This window comes from Kitasatospora sp. NPDC058218 (genome assembly GCF_042882445.1).
GTDB lineage: Bacteria > Actinomycetota > Actinomycetes > Streptomycetales > Streptomycetaceae > Kitasatospora.
In genome coordinates this window covers 103,626-125,699 of sequence record NZ_JBHVWC010000002.1, presented here as the reverse complement: position 1 = coordinate 125,699, position 22,074 = coordinate 103,626, and the positions used below count along the sequence as shown (strand labels likewise).

At 73.8% G+C, this 22,074-nt stretch carries 20 protein-coding genes and 2 riboswitches; of the genes, 6 read left to right on the top strand and 14 right to left on the bottom strand.

The genetic code is table 11. The annotated features are described in order from the left end of the window. Nucleotides 1-3 precede the first annotated feature (3 nt). Nucleotides 4-822 (bottom strand): lysophospholipid acyltransferase family protein, encoded by an 819-nt coding sequence (locus tag ACFVYI_RS01565; RefSeq protein WP_387880256.1) that lies wholly within the window; start codon nucleotides 820-822, stop codon nucleotides 4-6. Between the two features lie 192 nt (nucleotides 823-1,014). Here ACFVYI_RS01565 and ACFVYI_RS01560 point away from each other — a divergent pair, with 192 nt between their 5' ends. Continuing rightward, nucleotides 1,015-1,809, top strand: a complete 795-nt coding sequence (locus ACFVYI_RS01560; protein WP_387880253.1) for an alpha/beta hydrolase — start codon at nucleotides 1,015-1,017, stop codon at nucleotides 1,807-1,809. Between the two features lie 10 nt (nucleotides 1,810-1,819). After that, a complete protein-coding gene (locus tag ACFVYI_RS01555) occupies nucleotides 1,820-2,527 on the top strand; it encodes a hypothetical protein (RefSeq protein WP_387880250.1) in 708 nt (235 codons plus the stop codon). 81 nt (nucleotides 2,528-2,608) lie between these two features. Here ACFVYI_RS01555 and ACFVYI_RS01550 read toward each other — a convergent pair whose 3' ends face one another. The 5 genes from ACFVYI_RS01550 to ACFVYI_RS01530 all read right to left on the bottom strand — a co-directional run bounded on the left by ACFVYI_RS01550 (nucleotide 2,609) and on the right by ACFVYI_RS01530 (nucleotide 6,688). Next, nucleotides 2,609-3,352 (bottom strand): endonuclease/exonuclease/phosphatase family protein, encoded by a 744-nt coding sequence (locus ACFVYI_RS01550; RefSeq protein WP_387880247.1) that lies wholly within the window; start codon nucleotides 3,350-3,352, stop codon nucleotides 2,609-2,611. Nucleotides 3,353-3,432: 80 nt separating this feature from the next. Beyond that, complete coding sequence (locus ACFVYI_RS01545) at nucleotides 3,433-4,377, bottom strand: ROK family glucokinase (RefSeq protein WP_387880244.1); 945 nt, start codon at nucleotides 4,375-4,377, stop codon at nucleotides 3,433-3,435. 192 nt (nucleotides 4,378-4,569) lie between these two features. Then, a complete protein-coding gene (locus ACFVYI_RS01540; RefSeq protein WP_387880242.1) occupies nucleotides 4,570-4,929 on the bottom strand; it encodes a DUF5304 family protein in 360 nt (119 codons plus the stop codon). A 126-nt stretch (nucleotides 4,930-5,055) separates the two neighbouring features. Next, nucleotides 5,056-6,228 (bottom strand): ArsA family ATPase, encoded by a 1,173-nt coding sequence (locus tag ACFVYI_RS01535; RefSeq protein ID WP_387880239.1) that lies wholly within the window; start codon nucleotides 6,226-6,228, stop codon nucleotides 5,056-5,058. Nucleotides 6,229-6,253: 25 nt separating this feature from the next. Beyond that, nucleotides 6,254-6,688: an SRPBCC family protein gene (locus ACFVYI_RS01530; protein ID WP_387880236.1), complete on the bottom strand. Its 435-nt coding sequence runs from the start codon at nucleotides 6,686-6,688 to the stop codon at nucleotides 6,254-6,256. A gap of 321 nt (nucleotides 6,689-7,009) precedes the next feature. On the opposite strand from ACFVYI_RS01530, the gene ACFVYI_RS01525 reads away from it, so the two are divergent. Further along, nucleotides 7,010-8,803, top strand: coding sequence for an AMP-dependent synthetase/ligase (locus ACFVYI_RS01525; RefSeq protein WP_387880234.1), 1,794 nt, complete (start codon nucleotides 7,010-7,012; stop codon nucleotides 8,801-8,803). A 46-nt stretch (nucleotides 8,804-8,849) separates the two neighbouring features. Here ACFVYI_RS01525 and ACFVYI_RS01520 read toward each other — a convergent pair whose 3' ends face one another. Beyond that, nucleotides 8,850-9,986 (bottom strand): glycosyltransferase family 4 protein, encoded by a 1,137-nt coding sequence (locus ACFVYI_RS01520; RefSeq protein ID WP_387880233.1) that lies wholly within the window; start codon nucleotides 9,984-9,986, stop codon nucleotides 8,850-8,852. Nucleotides 9,987-10,230: 244 nt separating this feature from the next. On the opposite strand from ACFVYI_RS01520, the gene ACFVYI_RS01515 reads away from it, so the two are divergent. Beyond that, nucleotides 10,231-11,655, top strand: coding sequence for a glycosyltransferase 87 family protein (locus ACFVYI_RS01515; protein ID WP_387880230.1), 1,425 nt, complete (start codon nucleotides 10,231-10,233; stop codon nucleotides 11,653-11,655). 37 nt (nucleotides 11,656-11,692) lie between these two features. Here ACFVYI_RS01515 and ACFVYI_RS01510 read toward each other — a convergent pair whose 3' ends face one another. The 6 genes from ACFVYI_RS01510 to ACFVYI_RS01485 form a co-directional block, all read right to left on the bottom strand. Beyond that, on the bottom strand, nucleotides 11,693-12,838 hold the full coding sequence (locus ACFVYI_RS01510; RefSeq protein ID WP_387880229.1) for a hypothetical protein: 1,146 nt from the start codon (nucleotides 12,836-12,838) through the stop codon (nucleotides 11,693-11,695). A 47-nt stretch (nucleotides 12,839-12,885) separates the two neighbouring features. Further along, nucleotides 12,886-13,944: an NlpC/P60 family protein gene (locus ACFVYI_RS01505; protein WP_387880227.1), complete on the bottom strand. Its 1,059-nt coding sequence runs from the start codon at nucleotides 13,942-13,944 to the stop codon at nucleotides 12,886-12,888. Between the two features lie 225 nt (nucleotides 13,945-14,169). After that, nucleotides 14,170-15,333, bottom strand: coding sequence for an NlpC/P60 family protein (locus ACFVYI_RS01500; protein ID WP_387880226.1), 1,164 nt, complete (start codon nucleotides 15,331-15,333; stop codon nucleotides 14,170-14,172). A gap of 10 nt (nucleotides 15,334-15,343) precedes the next feature. Beyond that, nucleotides 15,344-15,499: riboswitch (cyclic di-AMP (ydaO/yuaA leader) on the bottom strand. 322 nt (nucleotides 15,500-15,821) lie between these two features. Continuing rightward, a complete protein-coding gene (locus ACFVYI_RS01495) occupies nucleotides 15,822-16,865 on the bottom strand; it encodes an NlpC/P60 family protein (RefSeq protein ID WP_387880224.1) in 1,044 nt (347 codons plus the stop codon). 213 nt (nucleotides 16,866-17,078) lie between these two features. Then, nucleotides 17,079-18,563, bottom strand: coding sequence for an NYN domain-containing protein (locus tag ACFVYI_RS01490; protein ID WP_387880221.1), 1,485 nt, complete (start codon nucleotides 18,561-18,563; stop codon nucleotides 17,079-17,081). 137 nt (nucleotides 18,564-18,700) lie between these two features. Next, nucleotides 18,701-18,961 carry a hypothetical protein gene (locus tag ACFVYI_RS01485; protein WP_387880219.1) on the bottom strand — a complete coding sequence of 87 codons (261 nt, stop codon included), beginning with the start codon at nucleotides 18,959-18,961 and terminating at the stop codon, nucleotides 18,701-18,703. 202 nt (nucleotides 18,962-19,163) lie between these two features. Between ACFVYI_RS01485 and ACFVYI_RS01480 the strand changes: the two genes are divergently transcribed. Further along, nucleotides 19,164-19,946, top strand: coding sequence for a rhomboid family intramembrane serine protease (locus ACFVYI_RS01480; protein WP_387880217.1), 783 nt, complete (start codon nucleotides 19,164-19,166; stop codon nucleotides 19,944-19,946). Between the two features lie 41 nt (nucleotides 19,947-19,987). Further along, nucleotides 19,988-20,269, top strand: a complete 282-nt coding sequence (locus tag ACFVYI_RS01475; RefSeq protein WP_329487307.1) for an Lrp/AsnC ligand binding domain-containing protein — start codon at nucleotides 19,988-19,990, stop codon at nucleotides 20,267-20,269. 10 nt (nucleotides 20,270-20,279) lie between these two features. Here ACFVYI_RS01475 and ACFVYI_RS01470 read toward each other — a convergent pair whose 3' ends face one another. After that, entirely contained in the window at nucleotides 20,280-21,659 is a 1,380-nt protein-coding gene (locus ACFVYI_RS01470) for an aminotransferase class V-fold PLP-dependent enzyme (RefSeq protein ID WP_387880214.1), read from the bottom strand. A 50-nt stretch (nucleotides 21,660-21,709) separates the two neighbouring features. Next, nucleotides 21,710-21,827: riboswitch (SAM riboswitch) on the bottom strand. Between the last annotated feature and the right edge of the window lie 247 nt (nucleotides 21,828-22,074).

Here is a 22,074-nt window from a genome sequence, read left to right as displayed (position 1 = left end):
GGCCTACGCCGACCCGCTCTCCTTCTGCTCCTGCTCGGCGGCCTTCTGGGCCTTCTCCGCCTCGGCCTTCTCGGCCTTGGCGGCGGCCTGTTCGGCCTTCTGGACGGCCTTGCGCTCGGCGTCGGCGCGCTTCTTGTCGTCGGCGATCTGCCGCTTGGCGGCGGTCGCGTAGATGTCCACGTACTCCTGGCCGGAGAGCCGCATGATCTCGTACATCACCTCGTCCGTCACCGAACGGAGGATGAAGCGGTCGTTCTCCATGCCGTGGTAGCGGGAGAAGTCCAGCGGCCGGCCGATCCGGATGCCCGGACGGGTGCCGAAGTTGGGCACGACCTGACCGGGCGGCTGCACCTTCTCGGTGTCGATCATCGCGACCGGGATCACCGGCGCGCCGGTGGCCAGCGCGACGCGGGCCAGGCCGCCGACCTTGCCGCGGTACAGCTTGCCGTCGGGCGAGCGGGTGCCCTCCGGGTAGACGCCGAACAGCTCACCGCGCTCCAGCACGGCGATCGCGCTGCGGATCGCCGCCTCGCCGGCGCCGCGCACGCCCGAGCGGTCCACCGGCAGCTGGCCGACGCCCTTGAAGAAGGCGGCCGTCAGCTTGCCCTTCAGGCCGGGCGTGTTGAAGTACTCCGCCTTGGCGATGAAGGTCACCCGGCGCTTGATCAGCGCGGGGAAGAAGAAGGAGTCCGAGAACGAGAGGTGGTTGCTCGCGATGATCGCGGCGCCCTCGGTGGGGATGTTCTCCTCACCCTCGATCCACGGCCGGAAGAAGATCCGTAGCAGTGGCGCGACGATCATCTTCATCAGTCGGTAGAACAACCCGGGCCTCCTGTTATGCGGACCGGTCGATCCTAATGCCCCGCGGCCACCGCCCGCGCCCCGCCCCGCCCCGGCGGGGTGTCCGGCAGGGGTGTACGGCGTGTGCGGGCGCGTGGGACGATGCGGTTTCCGCAGCCTGCCGTTCCACCGCCCCCCTTTCCCAACGCGCCGCCGCCCGCGAAGGAGCCCGCCATGCCGCTGCTGCCCGGTGCCGAACCGTACCGCCACCGGGGCGGGCCGGTGGGCGTCCTGCTCTGCCACGGGTTCACCGGGTCACCGCAGTCGCTGCGCCCGTGGGCCGAGGAGCTGGCGGCGGCCGGGTTCACCGTCTCGCTGCCGCTGCTGCCCGGCCACGGCACCCACTGGCAGGACATGCAGGTGACCCGCTGGGAGGACTGGTACGCGGAGGTCGAGCGGGAGTTGCTGGCGCTGGCCGCCGAGTGCGAGCAGGTCTTCGTGTTCGCCCTGTCGATGGGCGGCGCGCTGGCACTGCGGCTGGCCGCGCTGCACGGCCCGGTGATCTCCGGACTGGTGCTGGTCAACCCGTCGGTGCGTTCCGACAACCCCGCGAGTGTGCTGCTTCCGGTCCTGCGCCACCTGGTGCCGAGCCTGCCAGGGATCGCCGACGACATCGCCCGTCCGGGCTCGGTCGAGGTCGGCTACGACCGGACGCCGCTGCACGCCGCCTGGTCACTGGCCCGGCTCTGGAAGGACGTCCAGAAGCGGCTGCCGCAGGTGACCCAGCCGGTGCTGCTCTTCCACAGCCCGCAGGACCACGTCGTCTCCTCGGCCAACTCGGAACTGGTGCTGGCGCGGATATCCTCGACCGATGTGACGGAGCGGTTGTGCCAGCGCAGCTACCACGTCGCGACGCTGGACCACGACGCGGCGGAAATATTCGCGGCCGGCCAGGACTTCATCCGACGGCTGGCTCCCGCACACGCGGCGGGCGTCACCCGGGTCGAATCCGACGATCACCAAGGCTGAAGGGCCGGAAGTGCACGAGAGCAGCACGGCGGGCGGCGAGGACGAGGCGCCCCGCGAGGACGCGGAGAACACGAAGGCCGACGCCGCCAAGGCCGACGGGGTGAAGGCCGAGGGCGCCAAGGGCGGGGGCGCCGCGGGAGAGGCCGCGGAGGCTGCTCCGGCGCCCGAACCGCCCCGGGTGCGGCGCGCGCCCGAGCGCAGCCAGGCCGAGCAGGACGCGATCTTCGCCGCGCTGGTCGCCCAGTTCGACGACCCCGTCGATCTCAACAACCCGAACTGGCCGGAGGTCGAGGACCTCCGGGCGCGCGGCGAGTTCAAGGGCGGCTTCAAGGAGGGCCCGGACCACCGCGCCGGCCCGGACGACCTCGCCGACCTGGCGCCGCAGCCCCGGCCCCGCTCCGGTCGGCCGGTGATGCCGGCGGGCGGCTCGGGCCCGCGCGACTTCGAGCTGACCGAGGAGGCGGACGAGGGCCACTTCGTCCCGCCGGAGCCGCCGCCGCTGCCCGCCGCCGACGTCACCGCCAAGTTCGCCTGGCTCGCCGTGCTCGGCGGGCCGGCCCTGCTGCTGTTCGACGCGGTGGTCTGGCGCGAGGTGTCCGGCTGGCCGGCCTGGGTCGGCGTGACCGCCTTCCTCGGCGGCTTCGTCACCCTGGTGGTCCGGATGAAGGAGCGCGACGAGGACGAGCCGGAGGACCCGCACGGCGGTGCCGTCGTCTAGGACCGGTCCGGCGTCGCGCGCCCGACCGGTCCGGCCGGATCGGTCCGGGGTCCGGTCCGGCCGGTCCTTCGGCCCCGGCGGTCAGCCGGCCGGGAGCTCCAGGACGGCGAGCACCGGCAGGTGGTCGGTGGCGGCCCGCAGATCGGCCTCGGTGACACCCGGCAGGCCGTGCGGCACCCCGCAGGCGAGGACCCGGATGCCGGGGCCGGCGAAGACGGCGTCGATCCGCTGGTAGGGGTTCTCCGGGACGGACGTGAAAGTGCCGCCCCAGGGCGCCGCGAGGTGGCCGTCCTGCAGCCGGCCGGCCAGCAGCCGCCAGCCGGCGCCGTCCGGGTGCTCGTTGAAGTCCCCTGCCACGACGCCGAGTTCGGTGATCTTCAGCTGGTCGAGCAGCAGCTCGAACTGGCCGTACCGCTCCTCGGCGTCCAGGCTCAGATGGCAGCTGGTGACGGTGAACGGCGCCGAGCCGGCCACCCGGACCAGCGCGCTCGCGAAGCCGCGCGCGTGCAGCCCGCGGGTCTTGGGCAGCAACCGGTCGTGGACGGCGAGCACCTCCACGCCGAGCCGGCCGAGCAGCAGCGGTCCGGCGGCGGTCCGGCCGCCGCCGGCCAGCACCACGGTGCCGGTCTGTTGCGCGAGCCAGGCCGCCCGGCCCTCCGGGCGCCAGTAGCGCGGTGACTCCTGGATGCAGACCACGTCCGGTTCGCAGGCCCGGATCACCCGAACGAGGGCACGCCGGTCGTCGCGCAGCGAGCGGATGTTGTAGCTGAGCAGCCGCAGCCGCCGCGGCCCGGGCGGCGGCAGGTCGGTCGGTCCGGTGGTCATGGCGGTCCTCCCCTTTCGTCCGGTGACGACCGTACGGCAGGGGGCCGCCGGGGCGGGCGGAACACGACGGCGGGCGCGGGTCAGACGGTACGGGCCAGGTCCGCCGCGCCGGCGATCCCGGCGGCGGAGCCCATCGAGGCGAGCACCACCTCGGCGCGCGGGCGGTGCACCCCGCCGGTCAGGTAGTGCTCGAAGGCCTTGACGACCGGGTCGAGCAGCAGCCGGCCGGAGTCGGAGACCCCGCCGCCCAGCACGAAGACGGCCGGGTCGAAGAGCGCGGCGAGGTCGGTCATGCCCCGGCCCAGCCAGTCGGCCAGCTCCGCGTAGCACTCCAGGGCGAGCGGGTCGCCCGCCTCGGCCGCCTCGGTGATGTGGATGCCGCGGATGGTCTCGGCGACACCGTCGTTGAGCTCCAGCATCCGCAGGCCGCGCACCGGGTCGGCGGCGGCCAGCTCCCGGCCGTAGCGGCGCAGCGCCCGGCCGGAGCCGTACTGCTCCCAGCAGCCCTTGCCGCCGCAGCCGCAGGGCAGGCCGTCGGGGACCATGTTGAGGTGGCCGATCTCGCCGGCCACGCCGAAGCGGCCGCGGTGCAGGCGGCCGTCCAGCACGATCCCGCCGCCGATGCCGGTGCCGACGGTGATCAGCACCATGTCCGAGTACTCGGCGGCGGCGCCGAAGCGGAACTCGGCCCAGGCGGCGCAGTTGGCGTCGTTCTCGACCACGGTGTCCAGGCCGGTGAGCTCCTCGATCCGGCCGCGCAGCGGCTCGTCCTCCCAGTCGATGTTGGGGGCGAAGATCACCGTGGAGCGGTCGCGGTCGACGAAGCCGGGGGCGCCGACACCGGCCGCCACCACGTCGGGGTACTGCTCCTTGAGCTCGCGCACGGCCTGCGCGATGGCGTCGACCGCCCACTGCGGGTCGGCCGGGGTGGGCACCCTGGTCCGGGCCAGGATCTCGCCCGCCTCGTTGACCACGCCTGCCGCGATCTTGGTCCCGCCGACGTCGACGCCGATGGTCAGAGCCATGTGTCCCTCAGCTATTCACTCGTTCCCGCTGGACGGAACGGTACCGCCCAACCCTGCCCCCGTACACACCGTCGCCTACATTAACCGAAGACAATTCGCATCCAAGCTCGCCGATCAGCTTCAAAAGTCGTACATTCCGCCCCGCTCCGTCACAGCGAGGGTCCACACGGTCACTACACGGGGGTCAGGGCTTCACTGCTTGTCGGACGGTCCGTCAGGCGTGTCGAGGTCGATCCGCTCGCTGCGGGCGCCGTCGCCGGCCGTCCAGCGGTACTCGTGGCCGGCCACGGCGGCCCGGTAGGCGGCCAGCAGCTCGCTGCCCGCGGCGGCCAGGCCGGTACCGGCGGCCGACAGGTGCTCGTACACCTCGGGCTGCTTCTCGCGCAGGCGGTCGGCGAGGCCGGCCAGCGAGATCAGGGTCTCGGCGCTCGTCTCCTGGGCCTTCTGGCCGACGACGGCGGCGAACCGGCGCACCTCGTCCACCAGCGGGCCCAGCTCCGGGCCGAACGGGTGCTCGGCGGCCTGCTCGGTGCGGTCGTCGGCAGTGGTCATCGCGGGCGTCTCCTCAGCTCCGGCCGCGCCTGCGGCCCCTGGGCCCGACGCTACCGGACGGACTCCACCGCCCCGACGGGCTCCGCCCCGGGGCGGGAAGGCACCGCCGGCGGTGCCGAAGGCGGCTCAGCCGCGCGGCCAGAGCGCCGGATCGGGCGCGAAGCGGACGGCGAGCGCCCCGTCCTGCAGGCCCGCGCCCGCGACCGTGCAGCGGCGCAACGCCGAGGGCAGCGCGAGCACCCGCCGGTGGGCGCCGAGGCCGACCACGAGTTCGTCGCCGCGCCGCACCAGGTCCAGGTCGGCCCGCTCCGCGCCGGGCAGCGGGAGGTGCCAGACGAGCAGCCCGTCCTCGGCCAGCCGGTCCTCGACGGTCCACGGCTCGGGGTCGAGCGGAGCCGGGCCGGGGCCGGGGCCGTAGAGGCGGTCGGCGACCGCCTCCAGGGTGACCTCGGCGAGACCGGTGACCAGCACCGGGACGTCGCTCGCGGCCGCCAGCGCGGCCAGCTCCTCCTGCCGGCGGCGGGCCAGCCCGGCCAGCCACGGGTCCGCCGAGTCGGCGGCGGCGTCCGGCAGCGCGCCGTGCACCACCACGGCGTCCGGCCGGTGACCGTGCAGGGCCAGGCCGGCCCGGATCCGGCGCAGCTCCTCGTACGGGTGGGCGTCGGCGGCGGTGACCAGGCGGACACCGGTGCCGGGCGCGGCGATCGCCGCGCGGGCCTCGGCGAGGACGGCGGCCGCCTTGGTCCGGCCCTCGTAGAGCCAGTCGGCGGGCATCGGCACCCCGGCCAGGCCGGCCAGCAGCGGGCGCAGCGCCCGGGCGGCCTGACGCTGCTCGGGCACGAGCCGGGCCAGGTAGCGCTCCAGCTGTTCGGGCAGGGCGAGCGCGGCGATCAGCTCGGCGGGCGGCGGGGCGAGCACCACCAGGACGTCGGCCTCGGCGGCGGGCAGGGCGCGGAGCAGGGCGAGCCGGGCGGTGCCGGGCAGGGCGGTGAGCTCCTCGGGGTCGAGCGGCTCCGCGCCGAGCAGGTCGAGCGCGGGCTTGATCCGGCCGCCGATCTCGCCGAGGGCGTGGCGGAACGCGGCCTGCTCGTCGATCCGGGCCACGGTCAGGCCGGGGGCGTACACGGCCGGTTCGGGCTCCAACCGCGCACCGAGGACGGTGTCCAGGGTGCGGTGCGGGTCGTCGGCGGCCAGCAGCAGGGTGCGCCGGCCCTGCCGGGCGGCGTGCAGGGCGGTGGCGGCCGCCACCATGGGTGCCCCCGAGTCGCCGCTGACCAGGATGGTGCGTGTCGCCGTCATGCCGTGCGGCCCCGTCTTCTCGGCGTCAGCCTTCGACGCGCTTCTTCAGCCCGGCCAGGGCCCGGTCGATGATGACCTTCTCGGCCTTGCGCTTGATCATCCCGAGCATCGGGATCTTCACGTCGACGGCCAGCTGGTAGGTGACCTCGGTCCGGCCGCCGTCCAGCGGGGCGAGCGAGTAGGAGCCGTCCAGCGAGCGGAGCATCTGGCTGCGCACCAGCGTCCACCCCACCTCGCGGTCGCCGTCCCAGGTGTAGGCGAGGACGTGCTCGTCACGGATGGCGCCGGCGTCGAGCAGCAGGCGCACCTGGGCGGCGCGGCCGTTCTCGGCGGTCTCCAGCACCTCGATCTCCTTCACCTCACCGGTCCAGGCCGGGTAGGCGGCGAAGTCGGCGATCACGGCCATGACCTTCGCCGGGGTCGCGTCGATGGTGATGCTCGACCTGGTGTGCTCCGCCATGGAATGGCCCTCCGCGTCGTCCCGTGCTGCCGGCCCGGCCGAGCCTGCTCGGTCGGGTGCGCCCGGAGCAGGCTATCGCGACCGGCGATCCCTCAGGTCCAGGGCTCTCAGGTGCGAAGTCCCGGGCGCGGGGGCACCCGCAGGCTACCGGTCGGTCACCCTCGGGCTGCCGTAGGGTGCCATTCGAACGACCCGGTCACGGCCTGGTCGGACCGGGTAAAGGTGTGACACTTCGAACACCGGAGCCGACCCCCCTGGTCGAAGCTGCCTACCGGGCAGTAACGTCCTGCCGTCCCGCAGCGTCGCGAACGAGGAGCAGTCTTGCTCGACTTCAGCCTTCCGGCCCTCTACCAGGTACCGAGCGGCGGTAACCTCTCCGACCTCGTGCACCAGAACGCCGAGCGACACCCGGACGTCGTGGTGCTCAGCCGCAAGGTGGACGGCCGGTGGCAGGAGTTGACCGCCGCCCAGTTCCTGGTCGAGGTGCACGCCGCCGCGAAGGGACTGATCGCCGCGGGCATCGAGCCCGGCGACCGGGTGGGCATCATGTCCCGCACCCGCTACGAGTGGACGCTGCTGGACTTCGCGATCTGGACGGCCGGCGCGATCACCGTGCCGGTGTACGAGACCTCCTCCGCCGAACAGGTGGAGTGGATCCTCGGCGACTCCGGGGCGGTGGCCGTGCTCACCGAGACCGCCCAGCACGCGACGGTGGTCGAGGAGGTCCGCCGGCGCCTGCCGCTGCTGCGGCAGACCTGGCAGATCGAGGGCGGCGCGCTGGCCGCGCTGGCCGAGGCGGGGCAGCACGTCCCCGACACCACCGTCACCGAGCGCCGCTCGATGGCGACGGCCGACTCGATCGCCACCATCGTCTACACCTCGGGCACCACCGGCCGCCCCAAGGGCTGTCAGCTGACCCACGCCAACTTCATGGCCGAGTGCGGCAACATCGTGGAGCGGCTGGCCCCGCTGTTCCGCACCGGCGAGAGCTCGGTCCTGCTCTTCCTGCCGCTGGCCCACGTGCTCGGCCGGATCGCGGAGATCGCCCCCGCGATGGCCCCGATCAAGCTCGGCCACGTGTCGGACATCAAGGACGTCACCGCCGAGCTGGCGGCGTTCCGGCCCACCCTGATCCTGGGCGTGCCGCGCGTGTTCGAGAAGGTCTACAACACCGCCCGTGCGAAGGCCCAGGCCGACGGCAAGGGCAAGATCTTCGACCGGGCCGCCGACACCGCGATCGCGTACAGCCGGGCGCTGGACGCCGGCGGTGCGGGCCTGGGCCTGCGGATCAAGCACAAGATCTTCGACAAGCTGGTCTACAGCAAGCTGCGCGCCGCGCTCGGCGGCCGGGCCACCCACGCGATCTCCGGCGGCGCCCCGCTCGGCGAGCGGCTCGGCCACTTCTACCGGGGCATCGGCTTCACCGTGCTGGAGGGCTACGGCCTGACCGAGACCTGCGCGGCCACCGCCTTCAACCCGTGGGACAAGCCGAAGATCGGCACGGTCGGCCAGCCGCTGCCCGGCGCCGCGGTACGGATCGCCGAGGACGGCGAGGTCCTGTTCAAGGGCCCGCAGGTGTTCACCGGCTACTGGAACAACCCGCGGGCCACCGCCGACGCGCTGAAGGACGGCTGGATCTCCACCGGGGACATCGGCTCGCTGGACTCCGAGGGCTACCTCACCATCACCGGCCGCAAGAAGGAGATCATCGTCACCGCGGGCGGCAAGAACGTCGCCCCGGCCGTGATCGAGGACCGGATCCGCGCGCACGCGCTGATCGGCGAGGTGATGGTGGTCGGCGACCGCAAGCCGTTCATCGGCTGCCTGGTCACCGTGGACGAGGACTTCTTCCCCAAGTGGAAGGAGCTGAACGGCAAGCCGGCCACCGCCACGGTGGCCGAGCTGCGCGAGGACCCGGACCTGCTCGCCGCCGTCCAGGCCGCCGTGGACGACGGCAACGCCGCCGTCTCGCACGCCGAGGCCGTGAAGAAGTTCCGTCTGCTGGACACCGTCCTCTCCGAGGAGAGCGGTCACCTCACGCCGTCGCTCAAGCTCAAGCGCAACCTCGTGCTGAAGGACTTCGCGGCCGACGTCGAGGCGATCTACCAGCGCTGACCGTACGGTGCGGGGCCCTGCCGCGGCGGGGCCCCGCACCGCGCCGTCAACCGGCCAGCAGCGAGGTGAGCCGCCCGGCGAGCAGGTCCCACCGCCAGGAGCGGTCCACCCAGCGCCGTCCGGCCTCGCCGAGGCGCCGGCGCAGCTCCTCGTCGTTCAGCAGCCGGACGATCCGCTCGGCCGCGGCGGCCGGCGAGCCGCCCGGCACCACGTAGCCGGTCTCCCCCTCAAGCACCGCGTCCGGCGCGCCGCCGGAGTCCCCCGCCACCACCGGCAGTCCGGTCGCCGAGGCCTCCAGGTAGACGATGCCCAGGCCCTCGACGTCCAGCCCGCCCCGCCGGGTGCGGCAGGGCATCGCGAAGACGTCCCCGGCGCCGTAGTGCGCGGGCAGCTCCGACCACGGCACCGCCCCGGTGAACCGCACCGCCGCGCGGACGCCCCGGGCGTCGGCGAGCTTCTCCAGGTCCGCCCGGTAGGGGCCGTCGCCGACGATCAGCAGTACGGTGTCCGGCACCTCGGCGAGGATCTGCGGCATCGCCTCGATCAGGGTGTCCTGGCCCTTGCGCGGCACCAGTCGGGAGACGCAGACCACCACCGGCCGGTCGGCGAGCCCGAGCCGGCGGCGCAGCTCGGCGCCGCCCGAGTCGGGGTGGAAGGTCTGCTCGTCGACCCCCGGCGGCAGCTGCACCATCCGGGCCGCCGCCTGCGGGCCGACCGCGTCGGCGATCCGGGAACGGGTGTACTCGCCGAGGTAGGTGAGGGTGTCGGTGCCGGCGCCGATCCGGCGCAACAGCTGCCGGGCCGCCGGGAGCTGGGCCCAGGCGGCCTCGTGCCCGTGCGTCATGCCGAGCAGCCGCCGGGCCCCGGCGCGGCGCAGCGCGGGTGCCATCAGCCCGAGCGGGGCGGCCGCCCCGAACCAGACCGAGTCGCACTTCTCGGCCCGGAGGATCTCGGCGGCCCGGCGGGTGACCCGCGGTGTGGGAACCATCACCTTCGTCCGGTCGCGGATCACCGGGAACGGCTGTTCGGCGTCGAAGCGGGCGACCTCGCCGCCGTCACGCCAGGTCGACGCGTAGACCACCACGCTCCCGGCGGGCTGACGGACAGCCATGTTGTGGACGAAGGCCTGGATGCCGCCGGGTCGCGGCGGGAAGTCGTTGGTGACGATCAAGGTCTTGTGCATCAGGCCACGGCTCGCTCGGTCGGGGGGTGCTCGGTGTACCGCTGGGTGATCCGTACGATAGGTCAACACCATGACCCGCCGGGAACGGATCCGCGCACGGCAACCGTTTCACCCCCGGGTCTGTCCTAGAACCTAGGCAGCCGTTGTGGCCCCGCCGAACGTGGCGCCGCGCCCGGCACCGGCCGCCCGGGCGTCCGTCGCGCGACGCCTCCGGTGGGACGTCCGAGACGAACGAGGGAGCGCAGTGGAGTTGGCCCCGGCCACCAAGTCCGGTTCACCCAGCGGCGCCGACGGATCCGGCACGGCGCTGGCCGTCCGCCAGGAGCCCGTACCGGCCCCCGCAGGCCCCTCCCGGCGCACCGGGGCACTCTGTGCGCTCGTCGGAACGTGGCTGGCCTCCCGGACCCTGCTGCTGCTGCTGGTGACCGGCGTGCTGCGGATGGCCGGCGGGGACATCACCACCGACGTCTGGCTGATCTACCACGGCTGGTACGGCGTCCTGCAGACCGGCACCTTCCCGCTGGACGACGTGACCTGGCAGTACCCGCCCGGCGCCGCCCTGGTGATCATGCTGCCCGGGCTGCTGCCCTGGTCGTACGTGGTCTCGTTCTGGGTGATCTGCGGGATCGCCGACGCCGCCGCGATGGCCCTGCTGGTGCGGACCGGACTGCGCAAGGGCCGGGCGCTGACCGGCGCCTGGGTCTGGGTGGCCGGCGTGCCGCTGCTCGGCCCGATGATCTACAACCGGTACGACGTCATCGTCACCGCGGTCGCGGTGGCCGGCCTGCTCGCGCTGATCCGGCGCCCGGCGATCGGCGGGCTCCTGCTGGGGCTGGGCGGGATCATCAAGGTCTGGCCGCTGATCGGCCTGATCGGCACCCCGTCCGGCCGCCGCACCCGCCGTGCGTGGACCGCCGCCGCGGCCACCGCCGTCTCGGTGGGCTTCCTGCTCACGGCCGGGATGAACGGCGCGTTCGAGTTCCTGACCTTCCAGAAGGACCGCGGCGTCGAGGTGGAGTCGGTGGGCGCCCTGCCCCTGCACTTCGCCCGGATGGCCGGCGCCTGGGACGGCAGGGTGACGATGAACTACGGCTCGGTCGAGATGCTCGGGCCGTGGGTGTACGTGGTCGGCAAGGTGATGATGGCCGGCAGCCTGCTGGGCTTCGCCTGGCTGCTGCTCTGGCGCTTCACCGCCAAGCGCCGCAACGCGGCCACCATGTACGACGCGGCGCTGGCCGCGCTGCTGATCTTCATCGTGACCAGCCGGGTGATCAGCCCGCAGTACCTCGTCTGGCTGGTCGGCGTGGCGGCGGTCTGCCTGACCGTGCGCGGTACCAGCCAGCGGCCGGTGGCGCTGCTGATCCTGGCCGCGACGCCGCTGACCCTGGTGGAGTTCCCGCTGCTCTTCAGCGACCTGGTCAACAGCGAGCCCTGGGCCGTCACCGCGCTGACCCTGCGCAACCTGCTGCTGCTGGCCGCCACCGGGCTCTCCTGCGTCCGGCTCTGGCGTTCGACCCGCGGGTCCGCCCAGCTCCCGGCCACCGTCGTGCTGGACCGCGCGGAGCCGGGGTCGGCCACCGGCTACCCGGTGCGCCCGGGGATCGCGTACGAGCAGGACCTGCTGGACGGCATCGACCGGCCGGGACCGCCGGCCCAGCGACGCCGCTAGGGTCCGTCCGGTCGGCCGGACGCCGTCGGTGCGGGGCCTACCCCGCGAGCCGGCGGACCTCGGCGGCCCAGAGCTCGGTGAACTCGCCCAGTCCGAGCCCCAGCTCGTCCCGCAGGACGCGGTCCGACTGCTGCTCCCGGCCGGCGCCCGCACCCGCCGCGCCGACCGCCCGGTAGTAGGCGACCAGCCGGTCCGCCCCGAAGCGGCGGGCGATCAGGTCGCAGGCCAGCCAGGACTGCTCGTAGGCCTGGGCGATGCCGGCCGCGCCCGCGGTGAAGTCCCGGTCGGCGGGCAGCGCCGAGGGCACCTTCCCGGCGGCGACGTCACGGGCCAGCTCGGGGGCGATCTGCCGCGGGGAGCGGCCGGAGTCCCGGTAGCCCGTCCAGTCGGCGACGCCCTCGGAGAGCCAGAGCGGCGTCCAGGCGCGGGTGTCGGCCCGGGTCGCCACGTGCACCGCCTCGTGGGTGGTCACCACCTGGCGGCCGAAGTCGCTGAGCCCCTGGTAGGCCTCGGGGTTGACCAGCACCCGGTCCGCCGGGGTGTGCCAGGGGGCGCCGGGCGCCGCGGTGGTGACGGCCGCCATGCCGGTCCAGCCGGCCGGGTCGGCGTCCAGCAGCCGGCCGAACTGCTCCTCGGTGGCGGGCAGCTCCAGCAGCAGCCGGCCCGCCCAGGCGGTGCCCCAGAGGGCGGTGACGGCCGGGACGGCCCGGTCGGCCACGGCCGCGAGCTGTGCTGGGTCCGGCCCGCCGGCCAGGCCGAGCACCAGGCAGTGCGCGCCGCTCGCCGCGCGGACGCTCCCGAGGTCCCAGAGCGGCGCCGGCCCGCCGGTGCCCTCCTCCCGTTCGACCCGCCAGCCGTCGCGCGCGCGCAGCAGTACCAGCCGGCGCGGGTGGACCACCGGGTACTCGTCGTAGCCGGCCACCCGGACGGTCAGTTCGGCGGTGACTGTGAGCCGGTCCGGCTCACCGGCCGGCCCGAGCACGAGGTTCCGGTAGGCCGCCTCGACCGGGGGTGCGGCCGGCCCGGCGCCCAGCGCCCGGGCCCGCTCGGCCAGCAGCCCGCTCACCTCGGCCCGGTGGTCCGCCGGCAGCCCGGCCAGGGGGGCCGCCGGAGCCGCCCGGGGCAGCGAGAGCTGGGCCAGTCCACCCGCCGCGAGCAGCAGCGCACCGCGCCGGGACAGCACGCGGCGGCGTACCCCGGCTTCGGCGGGAGGTGTCGGGCCGGGCCGGCTCAGAGCCGGATCACCTCCGCGACGGGCATCGCGTTGACGCTCTCGTAGCGGACCTTGGCGCCCGGGTAGGGGGCGTGCACGATCACCCCGCCGCCGGCGTACATGCCGACGTGGTGCATGTCCCGGTAGAAGATCACCAGGTCTCCCGGTCGCGCGTCGGAGATGCCGACCCGCCGGCCGGCGTACGCCTGGGCCTGCGAGGTGCGCGGCAGGGTCACTCCGGCCTGCCGCCAGCTCCAGTACATCAGACCGGAACAGTCGAACGCCCGGGGCCCGGTGGATCCGTACACATAGGGCGAACCGATCATCTTCACGGCGGCGGCCAGCGCGGCGGCGCCGCGTTCGGAGGCGGGCGGGGCGGTGCCGAGGTCGAGCCGGTCGGTGCCGCGGGTGGCGCGCTGCTCGGCCTCGCGGGCGTCCTGGGCCGCCATCCGGGCCCGCTCGCCGACACCCAGGCTGTTGAGCAGCCGCTGCGCCTTGGCCAGCCGCTGCTGGATCTGCTGCTTGCTCTCGGCGAGGGCGCTGCGGGTCTGCTCCAGTTCGGAGAGCTTCACGGAGGTCTCGGCACGGCGCTGGTCGAGCCGGCGCTGACGGGCCACCACCTCGTGCAGCGTCTCGTTCTGCCGCTCGGCGGCCTGGTCCAGGGTGCGGGCCCTGGTGAGATAACCCTCCGGGTCGCTGGAGAGCATCAGCTGGACGGTCTGCGCCATCCCGCCGCCCCGGTACTCGGCGCCGGCCACGGTGGCGAGGTCGCCGCGCAGCTGGTTGAGCTCGTCCTGGCCGACGGCGACCTGCTGCTGGAGCGTGCCGGTCTCGTGCTGGAGGCGCTGCTGGGCGTCCAGTGCCGCGTTGTACTTCTCCGAGGCCTGCTCGGCCTCGTCGTACAGCTGCTCCACCTGCGCCTTGACGTCCTTGCGGTTCGACGGCCCGTCCGGCGCGCCCGGGGCGGCCTGGGCGGTACCACCCGTCGCCACCCCCAGCGCGGTGGTGGCCGCGGCGGTCAGCACCAGCGCGCGGGCGAGCGCGCCCGGCAGGGGGGAACGGCGGTGCACGGCCATACGACAGTGGCTCCGATCCTGCGACCCGGCCCCGCCGCCGCACCGGAGCGGGCGGCTCTCAAGCGGGAGTCCGGTGGCAGACGTTAGCGAGTCCGGGCGATCGAGTCCAAACCCCTCCCAACCCGAATATTTGACCCGCAATCGGACACCAGCGCGGTCCTGCCCGAAAGCCGCAGGCCCGGCCTCCCGCGAGGGGAGACCGGGCCCGTGCAGGCGGACGCCGGATCAGACGCGCACGATGGCGTTGATCGGCAGCATGCTGGCGGTCTCGTACCGGACGTTCGCACCGGGCTTCGGCGCGTGGATGACCTGGCCGCCGCCCACGTAGATCGCGACGTGGCTGCGGTCCGAGCGGTAGATGATCAGGTCACCGGGCTGGGCGTTGGCGATGTTGGTGCCGACGTTGGTGCCGATGGTGGCCTGGGCCTGCGAGGTGCGCGGCAGCGACACGTCCGCCTGGGCGTAGGCCCAGCTGGTGAGGCCGGAGCAGTCGAACGAGCCCGGGCCGGAGGCGCCGTAGACGTACGGCGCACCCAGCTTGCTCTCGGCGGCGGCGATCGCGGCGGCGGCGCGCGAGCCGTTGGCGGCGGGCGCGGACGGCGCGGGGGCCGGGGAGGACGCGGCGGGCTTGGCAGCCGTCGACGAGGACGAGCCGGCCAGGTTGTCGCGGCTGTTGTCGCGGGAGGCGCGGTCGGCGTCCGCCTTGGCCTTGGCCTCGGCCTTGGCGGCGTCCGCCTTGGCCTTCGCCTCGGCGGCGGCCTTCTCCTCGGCCGCGCGCAGCGCCTCGCGCTCCTGCTCGGTCAGCGTGTTGAGCAGGTCCTGGGCCTTGGCCAGCTTGCCCTGGACCTCGTCCTTGGAGGCCTTCAGCTGCTGGGTGGTGGCCTCGAGCTCGCCGAGCTTGCCCTGCGCCTCGTTGCGGTCCTGGTCGAGCCTGCGCTGCTGCTCCTGGAGGTCCTTCAGCGCGTTGGACTGGGTGCTGCCGGCCTGGTTGATCGCACCGGCCTGGGTGAGGAAGCTGTCCGGGCTGGACGAGAGCATCAGCTGGACGGTCGGCGATATGCCGCCGTTGCGGTACTGCTCGCCGGCGATCTCGGCGAGGCCGCCCTGGGCCTCGGTCACCGAGGCCTGCTGGCGGGCCACCTTGTCCTGCAGCTCACCGACCTGCTTCTGCAGCTCCTGCTGCTTGGCCTGGGCGCCGTTGAGCTTCTCGGTCGCCTGCTCGGCCTGCTCGTTGAGCTGGTCGACCTGCTCCTTGACCTGGTCCTTGGTCGGCGTCGGGTCGGCGTGGGCGCCGGACTGCGCGGAGAGGGCGACCGCGGCAGCGGCGACACCGGTCATGATCGAGACCCGGGCGCGGCCGGCGGGCTTGGGACGACGATGGGACGCCACGAAGGCGGACTCCTTCTTCCTACGTCCGCCTACCGGGTGAGCTGACGGGTTCGGGCCGGAAGCATTGCCCTACGACGCCTCACCGACCGCTGCTGCGGTCGCCCTGGCGCCGATTCACCCCGGAGGAACATGGTTCCCCGGCTCCGTTCCACAGCGCCCCCGACTACTGGGCTCCCCGTCGGGCAGATGCTCTGCCCCGCTGCTTCGCGAACTCGGCGGTAAACCTCCGCCGCCACCCCTGCTGGGTGATCGACTGTGCGGTGGTTCGAGGCACGACCCTAGTAACAGAACCGTGATCCGTTCAAATCCTTGTCAGAAAAATGCCGAAAGAAGATCCAAGGTCATGCGCGAATATGACCGGGCGTGATCACTTGCCCACACGGAGCTGATCGTTTGTCATCAAGCAGCCGCAGACGCCGACGCCACCCCCGATCAGGAGGTGGCGCGGATCACAGGGCCGGATCCCGGCCCGTGGGCGTGTCGGTCCGTCAGACCCGGCGGATCGCGTTGATCGGCATCGCGTCGGCCTTCATCACCTTGACCACGTCACCGGTGTGCGGCGCGTGGACCACCATCCCGTTGCCGATGTACATCCCGACGTGGCTGCGGTCGGCGCGGTAGATGATGAGGTCGCCCGGCTGGGCCTCGGCGAGCGAGGGCACCTTCGAGCCGTAGTTGGCCTGCGCCTGCGAGGTGCGCGGCAGCGAGACACCGGCCTTCGCGTACGACCAGACCATCAGGCCGGAGCAGTCGAAGCCGCTCGGGCCGACGGCGCCCCACTGGTACGGCGAGCCCTGCTTGCTCATCGCGTTGGCGACGGCCGCCCCGGCCATGCCACTGCCCTGCGGCAGGCTGCCCAGGTCGGTCCGCTCGCTGCCGCGCGAGGCGCGGTCCGCCTGCTGCTGAGCGGCCTTCAGCGCGGCCCGGTCCGCCGCACTGAGGGAGTTCAGCAGGTCCTGGGCCTCCTTGAGCTTCTTGTTGACCTCGGCCTTGGACTGGTTCAGGTCCTTGGTGGTGCTGTCCAGGGAGGCCAGAATCGCGGCCGCCTCGGCCTTCTGCTGGTCCAGCCGGCGCTGCTGGTCCTGCAGGCCCTTGAGCGCCTCGGTCTGGCTGGAGCTGGCCTGCTGGACGCTGGAGGCCTTGTCCAGGTAGCCGGAGGGGTCGGAGGAGAGCATCAGCTGGACGGACGGGTCGATGCCGCCGGTGCGGTACTGCTCGGCCGCCACCTCGGCCAGCCCGCCCTGGAGCTGGGTCATCTGGTCCTGGCCGCGGGCCACCTGGTCCTGGAGCTGGTCCGACTGCTTGCGCAGCTGGTCGGCCCGCTCCTTGGCGCCGTTGAACTTCTCGGTGGCCTGCTCGGCCTCCTCCTGCAACTGGTCGATCTGCGCCTTCACGTCCTCCTTCTTGGGGGAGGGAGTGGGCGCGGCGTGCGCGGCGACCTGGGCGGAGAGGGCGACCGCGGTCGCCGCGGCAGCGGTGAGCACGGAGACCCGCGCGCGGCTCGGCTGCTTGGGACGGCGGTGGGTGGCCAAGAGACCGGCTCCTTCTTCCAACGGGACTCACCCGATTGGGTGAGAATCCGGAAAATAGGTTTGACGCCAGACCCTAGTGAAGATCCACGCTTTCCGCCACTCCCCCGATGGCGTGAACTTCCGCTCCCCGCCATGACTTCACCGGACCCACACATCCCCGCAAACCGGGCGCTGACCAGGCGTCACTTCGACCTGGACAGCACCCGGACGCGGTCAGGGCCGGGCCAACCGGTTCAACAGCAGAACGGAAGCCACGGGGCGCGCGCCCGCCTTCCGCACGCCCTCCGCGACCTCCCGGTCGGCGGAGACCACCACCACCGGACGCCCCTGCGGCTCGGCCCGCACCAGCCGGCGGATCAGCTCGTCCGCCGTCTCCCCGGTCCGACTGAACCGCACCCGGACCCCGCGCGGCGGCGCCATGATCACCGGCACGTCGAGGTCCTGCCCGTCGAACACGCAGGTGACCTCCGCCTGCGTGCGCTGGGCCAGCATCGCCAGCCCGCCCAGCAGCCGGATCCGCTGCTGCTCCAGCGGCAGCGTCGGATAGCCGGTCTTGGTCACGTTGTAGCCGTCCACCACCAGGTGGACCTGCGGGATCGCCAGCAACTGGTCCAGCAGCGCCGGGTCGTCCTCGGCCAGGCCGCGCCGCGCCACGTCGTGCGGCGAGGCCGAGCCCGGCACCACCGCCTCCACCAGGTCGGCCGGACGGATCTGGGAGACCGGCAGGGCCAGCTCCCGCTGGAGCCCCTGCGCCGACTGCAGCACGGTGTCCAGCAGCAGCCGCAGCCGCATGTCCTCGACGCTGCGCCCCTCGCGGGCCGAACGGCGGCCCTGCTCGGCGGCGTTCTCCAACTCGGAGATCCGGTGCCGCAGCCGGCGCACCTCGCTCTCGCCGGCGCCGCGCTCGGCGGCCGACTGCGCCTTCAGCGCCTCCAGCTCCCCGGTGAGCCGACGGGTCTCGGCCTGCGCCCGGCGGGTGTCGCTCTCCAGCGAACGCACCTTCTTGCGCAGCGACTCCGCCTCCTTGCGGACGTCCTCCGACTCGGCCCGCTGCCGGTCCAGGTCGGCCCGGGCGGCGGTGCGCACCTCGGCCAGCTCCGCCTGCAGCTTCTCCGCCAGCCTGGTCGCCTCCGCCGCCGCGCCCTCGGCGCCGGCCCGTTCGGCCTCCTCGCCGGCCTCGGTGACCAGCCGACTCCAGCCCGCCGAGCGCACCAGGTAGGCCGCGGCCGCCACGTCCATCGGATCGGCGGCACCCGGCACGTTGCCCGACTCCAGCGCCCTGACCAGGTCCGGCTGCCCGAGCCGCAGTCGCTCCGCTATCCGCACCCGGAACGCCGGCTCGGACTCCAGCGCCGCGGCCAGCGCGGTGGCTGCGTACTTGGCCCGGCGCGCCGGGGTGAACTTGGCGTACGGGCGCAGGGTCTGCGGCAGCTCAGCGAGCGGCAGCCCGCCGAGCGCGTCCGCGGCGAGGCCCACCACGCGCCGGCGCACCCCCTCGGGCAGCGGCCGGTCGAGCTTCTCCGCCGCGCGGCCTGCCGCCGGCTCCTCACCGCCGGAGCCGCCCGACTCCTCGCCGGCGGCCTCCTCGGCGGGGGCGCCGGTACCGGGTGCGGCAGCCTCGACCGCGTCCGGCGCCTGCGCGTCCACAGCGGGCTGCCGCCCCTGCGGCCCGGCGGGCTCCTTCGCTGCGTCCACCACGTCCTCGGCTCCGATCCTCGTCCAGCGGGGTACGGCCGTCGGCCGTACCCCTGGTCGTCACGCTCCGTGCGCTCTGTCTGTATTGTCCCGCGCGGCGGACGGCCGTGCCGCGCACCGTCCGCCGCGGGGGGCGGGCATCAAGCCTGCTCGGCGGCCTCGGCGGCCTCGGCTCCCGGGCGGGCCACCAGCTCGACCTGGTCCACCGCGTTGCACCAGCGGCAGCGCACCGACTCGATGGTCTCGCTGAGGACCTCGGTCTCCTCCACCTTGGACTCGCCGGCCAGGTCGAAGTGCAGGAACTCGGTCACCCGGGCGGAACGGGTGACGTCGAAGCGGGTCAGGTTGCCGCACAGGGTGCAGCGCCAACGCGTCTCTGCGGTCAGGGCGGGGACGGTCATCTGGGGTCCTCTCGGGTGGTCCCTGGGTGGGCTCAGGCGCTCCCCCCGGAGCCCCGGCATCGGCGGCGGGAGGCGGGATTGCCCGCCCCAAGCCTATTGCCTGAGGCAACCGGCCCGGCCACCGGTCACGGCGATCGCGGGGGTGGTCCACCTGCCGTACAACGCGGTGTCGCCCGCGCCGGACGGAGGGATGCTTGGTCGCATGGCGCTCCCGGTCCTCGACCACACCGGCGCGCGGGGCGGCCGCCCGGCCGCACCCGTCCCGGCCGTCAGCTACGCGCTGATCGCACTCAACGTCCTGGTCTTCCTGATCGGCCCGGCGGCCGGGCTCAATCCGCTGTACGGCCGCGGCCAGGACCGGGTCTGCGCGGAGCAGCGGTACGAGCAGCGCTGGGGTGCCGTCCCGGCCGAGCTGCTGGCCGGGCGCCCGCTGAGCGCCGAGCAGCTGGCCGAGGCCCCCGATCCGGTACCGGGCTGCCCGGCCGCCCCGACCCCGGGCAAGCACCCGGCCCTGTCGGTCCTCAGCTCGCTCTTCGTGCACGCCGGCTGGCTGCACCTGCTGGGCAACCTGCTCTTCCTCCAGGTCTTCGGCCCCACGATCGAGGAACGCTTCGGCCGGGTCCGCTTCGCCCTCTTCTACCTGGCGGCCGGCTCGCTGGCCACCTACGGCTTCGCGCTGGCCGAGGCGCACTCGGCGAACTCGACCCGGGTGCTGATCGGCGCCTCGGGGGCGATCGCCGCCGTCCTCGGCGCCTACCTGCGGCTGCACCCGCGCGCCCGGGTGACCACGCTCGTCCCGCTGCTGCTCTTCCTGCCGCTGCGGTTCCCGGCCTGGCTGGTGCTCGGCCTCTGGTTCGCGCTGCAGTGGTGGTCGGTGCACTCGGCCGGGCCGGGCGTCGCCTACCTGTGCCATGTGATCGGCTTCTCGGCCGGCTTCCTGTACGCCTGCACGTTGGCCACCCGCCCCTCGCGACGGCCCGGCTGACGCCCGATACCCTGGCGACACCTCACAAAGGAGCCCGAAAAGTGATCACCGCCATCGTCCTGATCAAGACCAGCGTCGACCGCATCCCGGAGATCGCCGAGGCGATCGCGGCCATCGAGGGCGTCAGCGAGGTCTACTCGGTCACCGGCGGCTACGACCTGGTGGCGATGGTGCGGGTACGCCGGCACGACGACCTCGCCGAGGTGATCCCCGGCCGGCTGAACAAGGTCCCGGGCGTGGCCCACACCGAGACCCAGATCGCCTTCCGCACCTACTCCCAGCACGACCTGGAGACCGCCTTCGCCCTGGGCCTCGGCGAGTAGCCTCCCCCGCTCAGCCCTCGCGCCGGCCCCTGTCGATCTGCACAGTGGCGACGCAGCGGCCGCCCTCGTTGCGGTAGCTCCAGGCCGCGCCGTCCGTGACCAGCTCGCGGACGGCGGTCAGGAACCGCTCGATGTGCTCGTCCGGGGTGCCCGCACCGAAGCTGACCCGGATCGCGTTCAGGCTGCGCTCCCCCGGCAGCGACGCCTCCGGCGCACCGCACTCGGAGGGCGCCACGTCCTCGTCGCCGAGCAGGGTGCGCACCAGCGGGTGCGCACAGAACAGGCCGTCACGCACCCCGATGCCGTACTCGGCGGAGAGCGCGGCCGAGAAGTGCGAGCTGTTCCAGCCCTGGACGACGAAGGAGAGCACACCCACCCGGGCCGAGTCGTCGCCGAACAGGTTCAGCACCCGCACCTGCGGGACCTCCGCCAGGCCGGCCTTCAGCCGGGCGACCAGCTGCCGCTCACGGGCCTCCAGCGCGTCGAAGCCGGCCTCGGTCAGCGCCCGGCAGGCCGAGGCGATGGAGTAGGCGCCGATCACGTTCGGCGAACCGGCCTCGTGCCGGGCCGGGCCGGTGTGCCACTGCACGGCCACCGAGCCGTCGGCCTCCCGGGCCACCGTGCGGGTCGCACCGCCGCCGGCCAGGTACGGCTCGGCCTCGTCCAGCCAGTCCGCCCGGCCGGCCAGCACCCCGGCGCCGAACGGCGCGTAGATCTTGTGCCCCGAGAAGGCGATCCAGTCCACGCCCAGCTCCCGCACCGAGACCCGGTGGTGCGGGGCGAGCTGCGCGGCGTCCAGCACCACCCGGGCCCCGTGCCGGTGGGCGGTCTCGGTCAGCTCGGCGACCGGCCAGAGCTCACCGGTGACGTTGGAGGCGCCGGTGACGCAGAGCAGCTTGGGGCCCTCGGGGGCCTCGGCCAGCGCGGCGTCCAGGGCGGCGACCGCCTCGGCCCGCGAGCGCGGGGCGCGCAGGTAGGTGACGCTCAGCCCGGCGTGGCGCCAGGGCAGCAGCGAGGCGTGGTGCTCGGTCTCGAAGGCGAAGACCCGGGTACCGGCCGGGACGGCGCCGGCCAGCAGGTTCAGCGAGTCGGTGGTGGCCCGGGTGAAGACCACCTGGTCGCCCTCCCGCAGGTCGAGGAAGTCCGCGACGGTGCGGCGGCTCTGCTCGAAGAGGTCGGTGGAGAGCTGGGAGAGGTAGCCGGCGCCCCGGTGCACGCTGCCGTAGTAGGGGGCGTAGGCGGCGACGTCGTCCCAGACCCGCTGCAGCGCCGGGGAGCTGGCGGCGTAGTCGAGCGCGGCGTAGGTGACCTTGTCACCGTTGACCAGCGGGACCTCGACGTCGTGGCCGAGGACGGGGAGCGGGGCGCAGATTTCGGTGGCGACGGACATGGGGGTGCACTCCTTCGACGGGTAAGGACCCCGGGAGTGCGTGTCACCGGCGTCCGCGCTTGTCGCGCGGACGGATTGCCGCGAGACCCGGTCCTCACCCAGGGCACCCCGCCACGGACGGAGGGTTGCCGGACAGCCAGCTGGGGCTTGACGCTGTCACTCATGACCTGGCGAAGACTCTAGGTCGCGTCCGCCGAGTGGTCAAACAAGAGTCCACCATCCGGACTGCTTTGTCGCCCGCTCGCCTCCGGGCCGCTTAACCCGGCGCCGACGGTCGGCGCGGCCCTTCGGCTCGGGGCGGGTTTGGCGCGGGGCGGGGCTCAAGACGGGTGGGGCGGGGCTCAATGCGGGCGGGGCGGGGCTCAATGCGGGCGGGCGGGGCGGGGGTTCGGCTCCGGGTTGGGGCGGGTGGGGC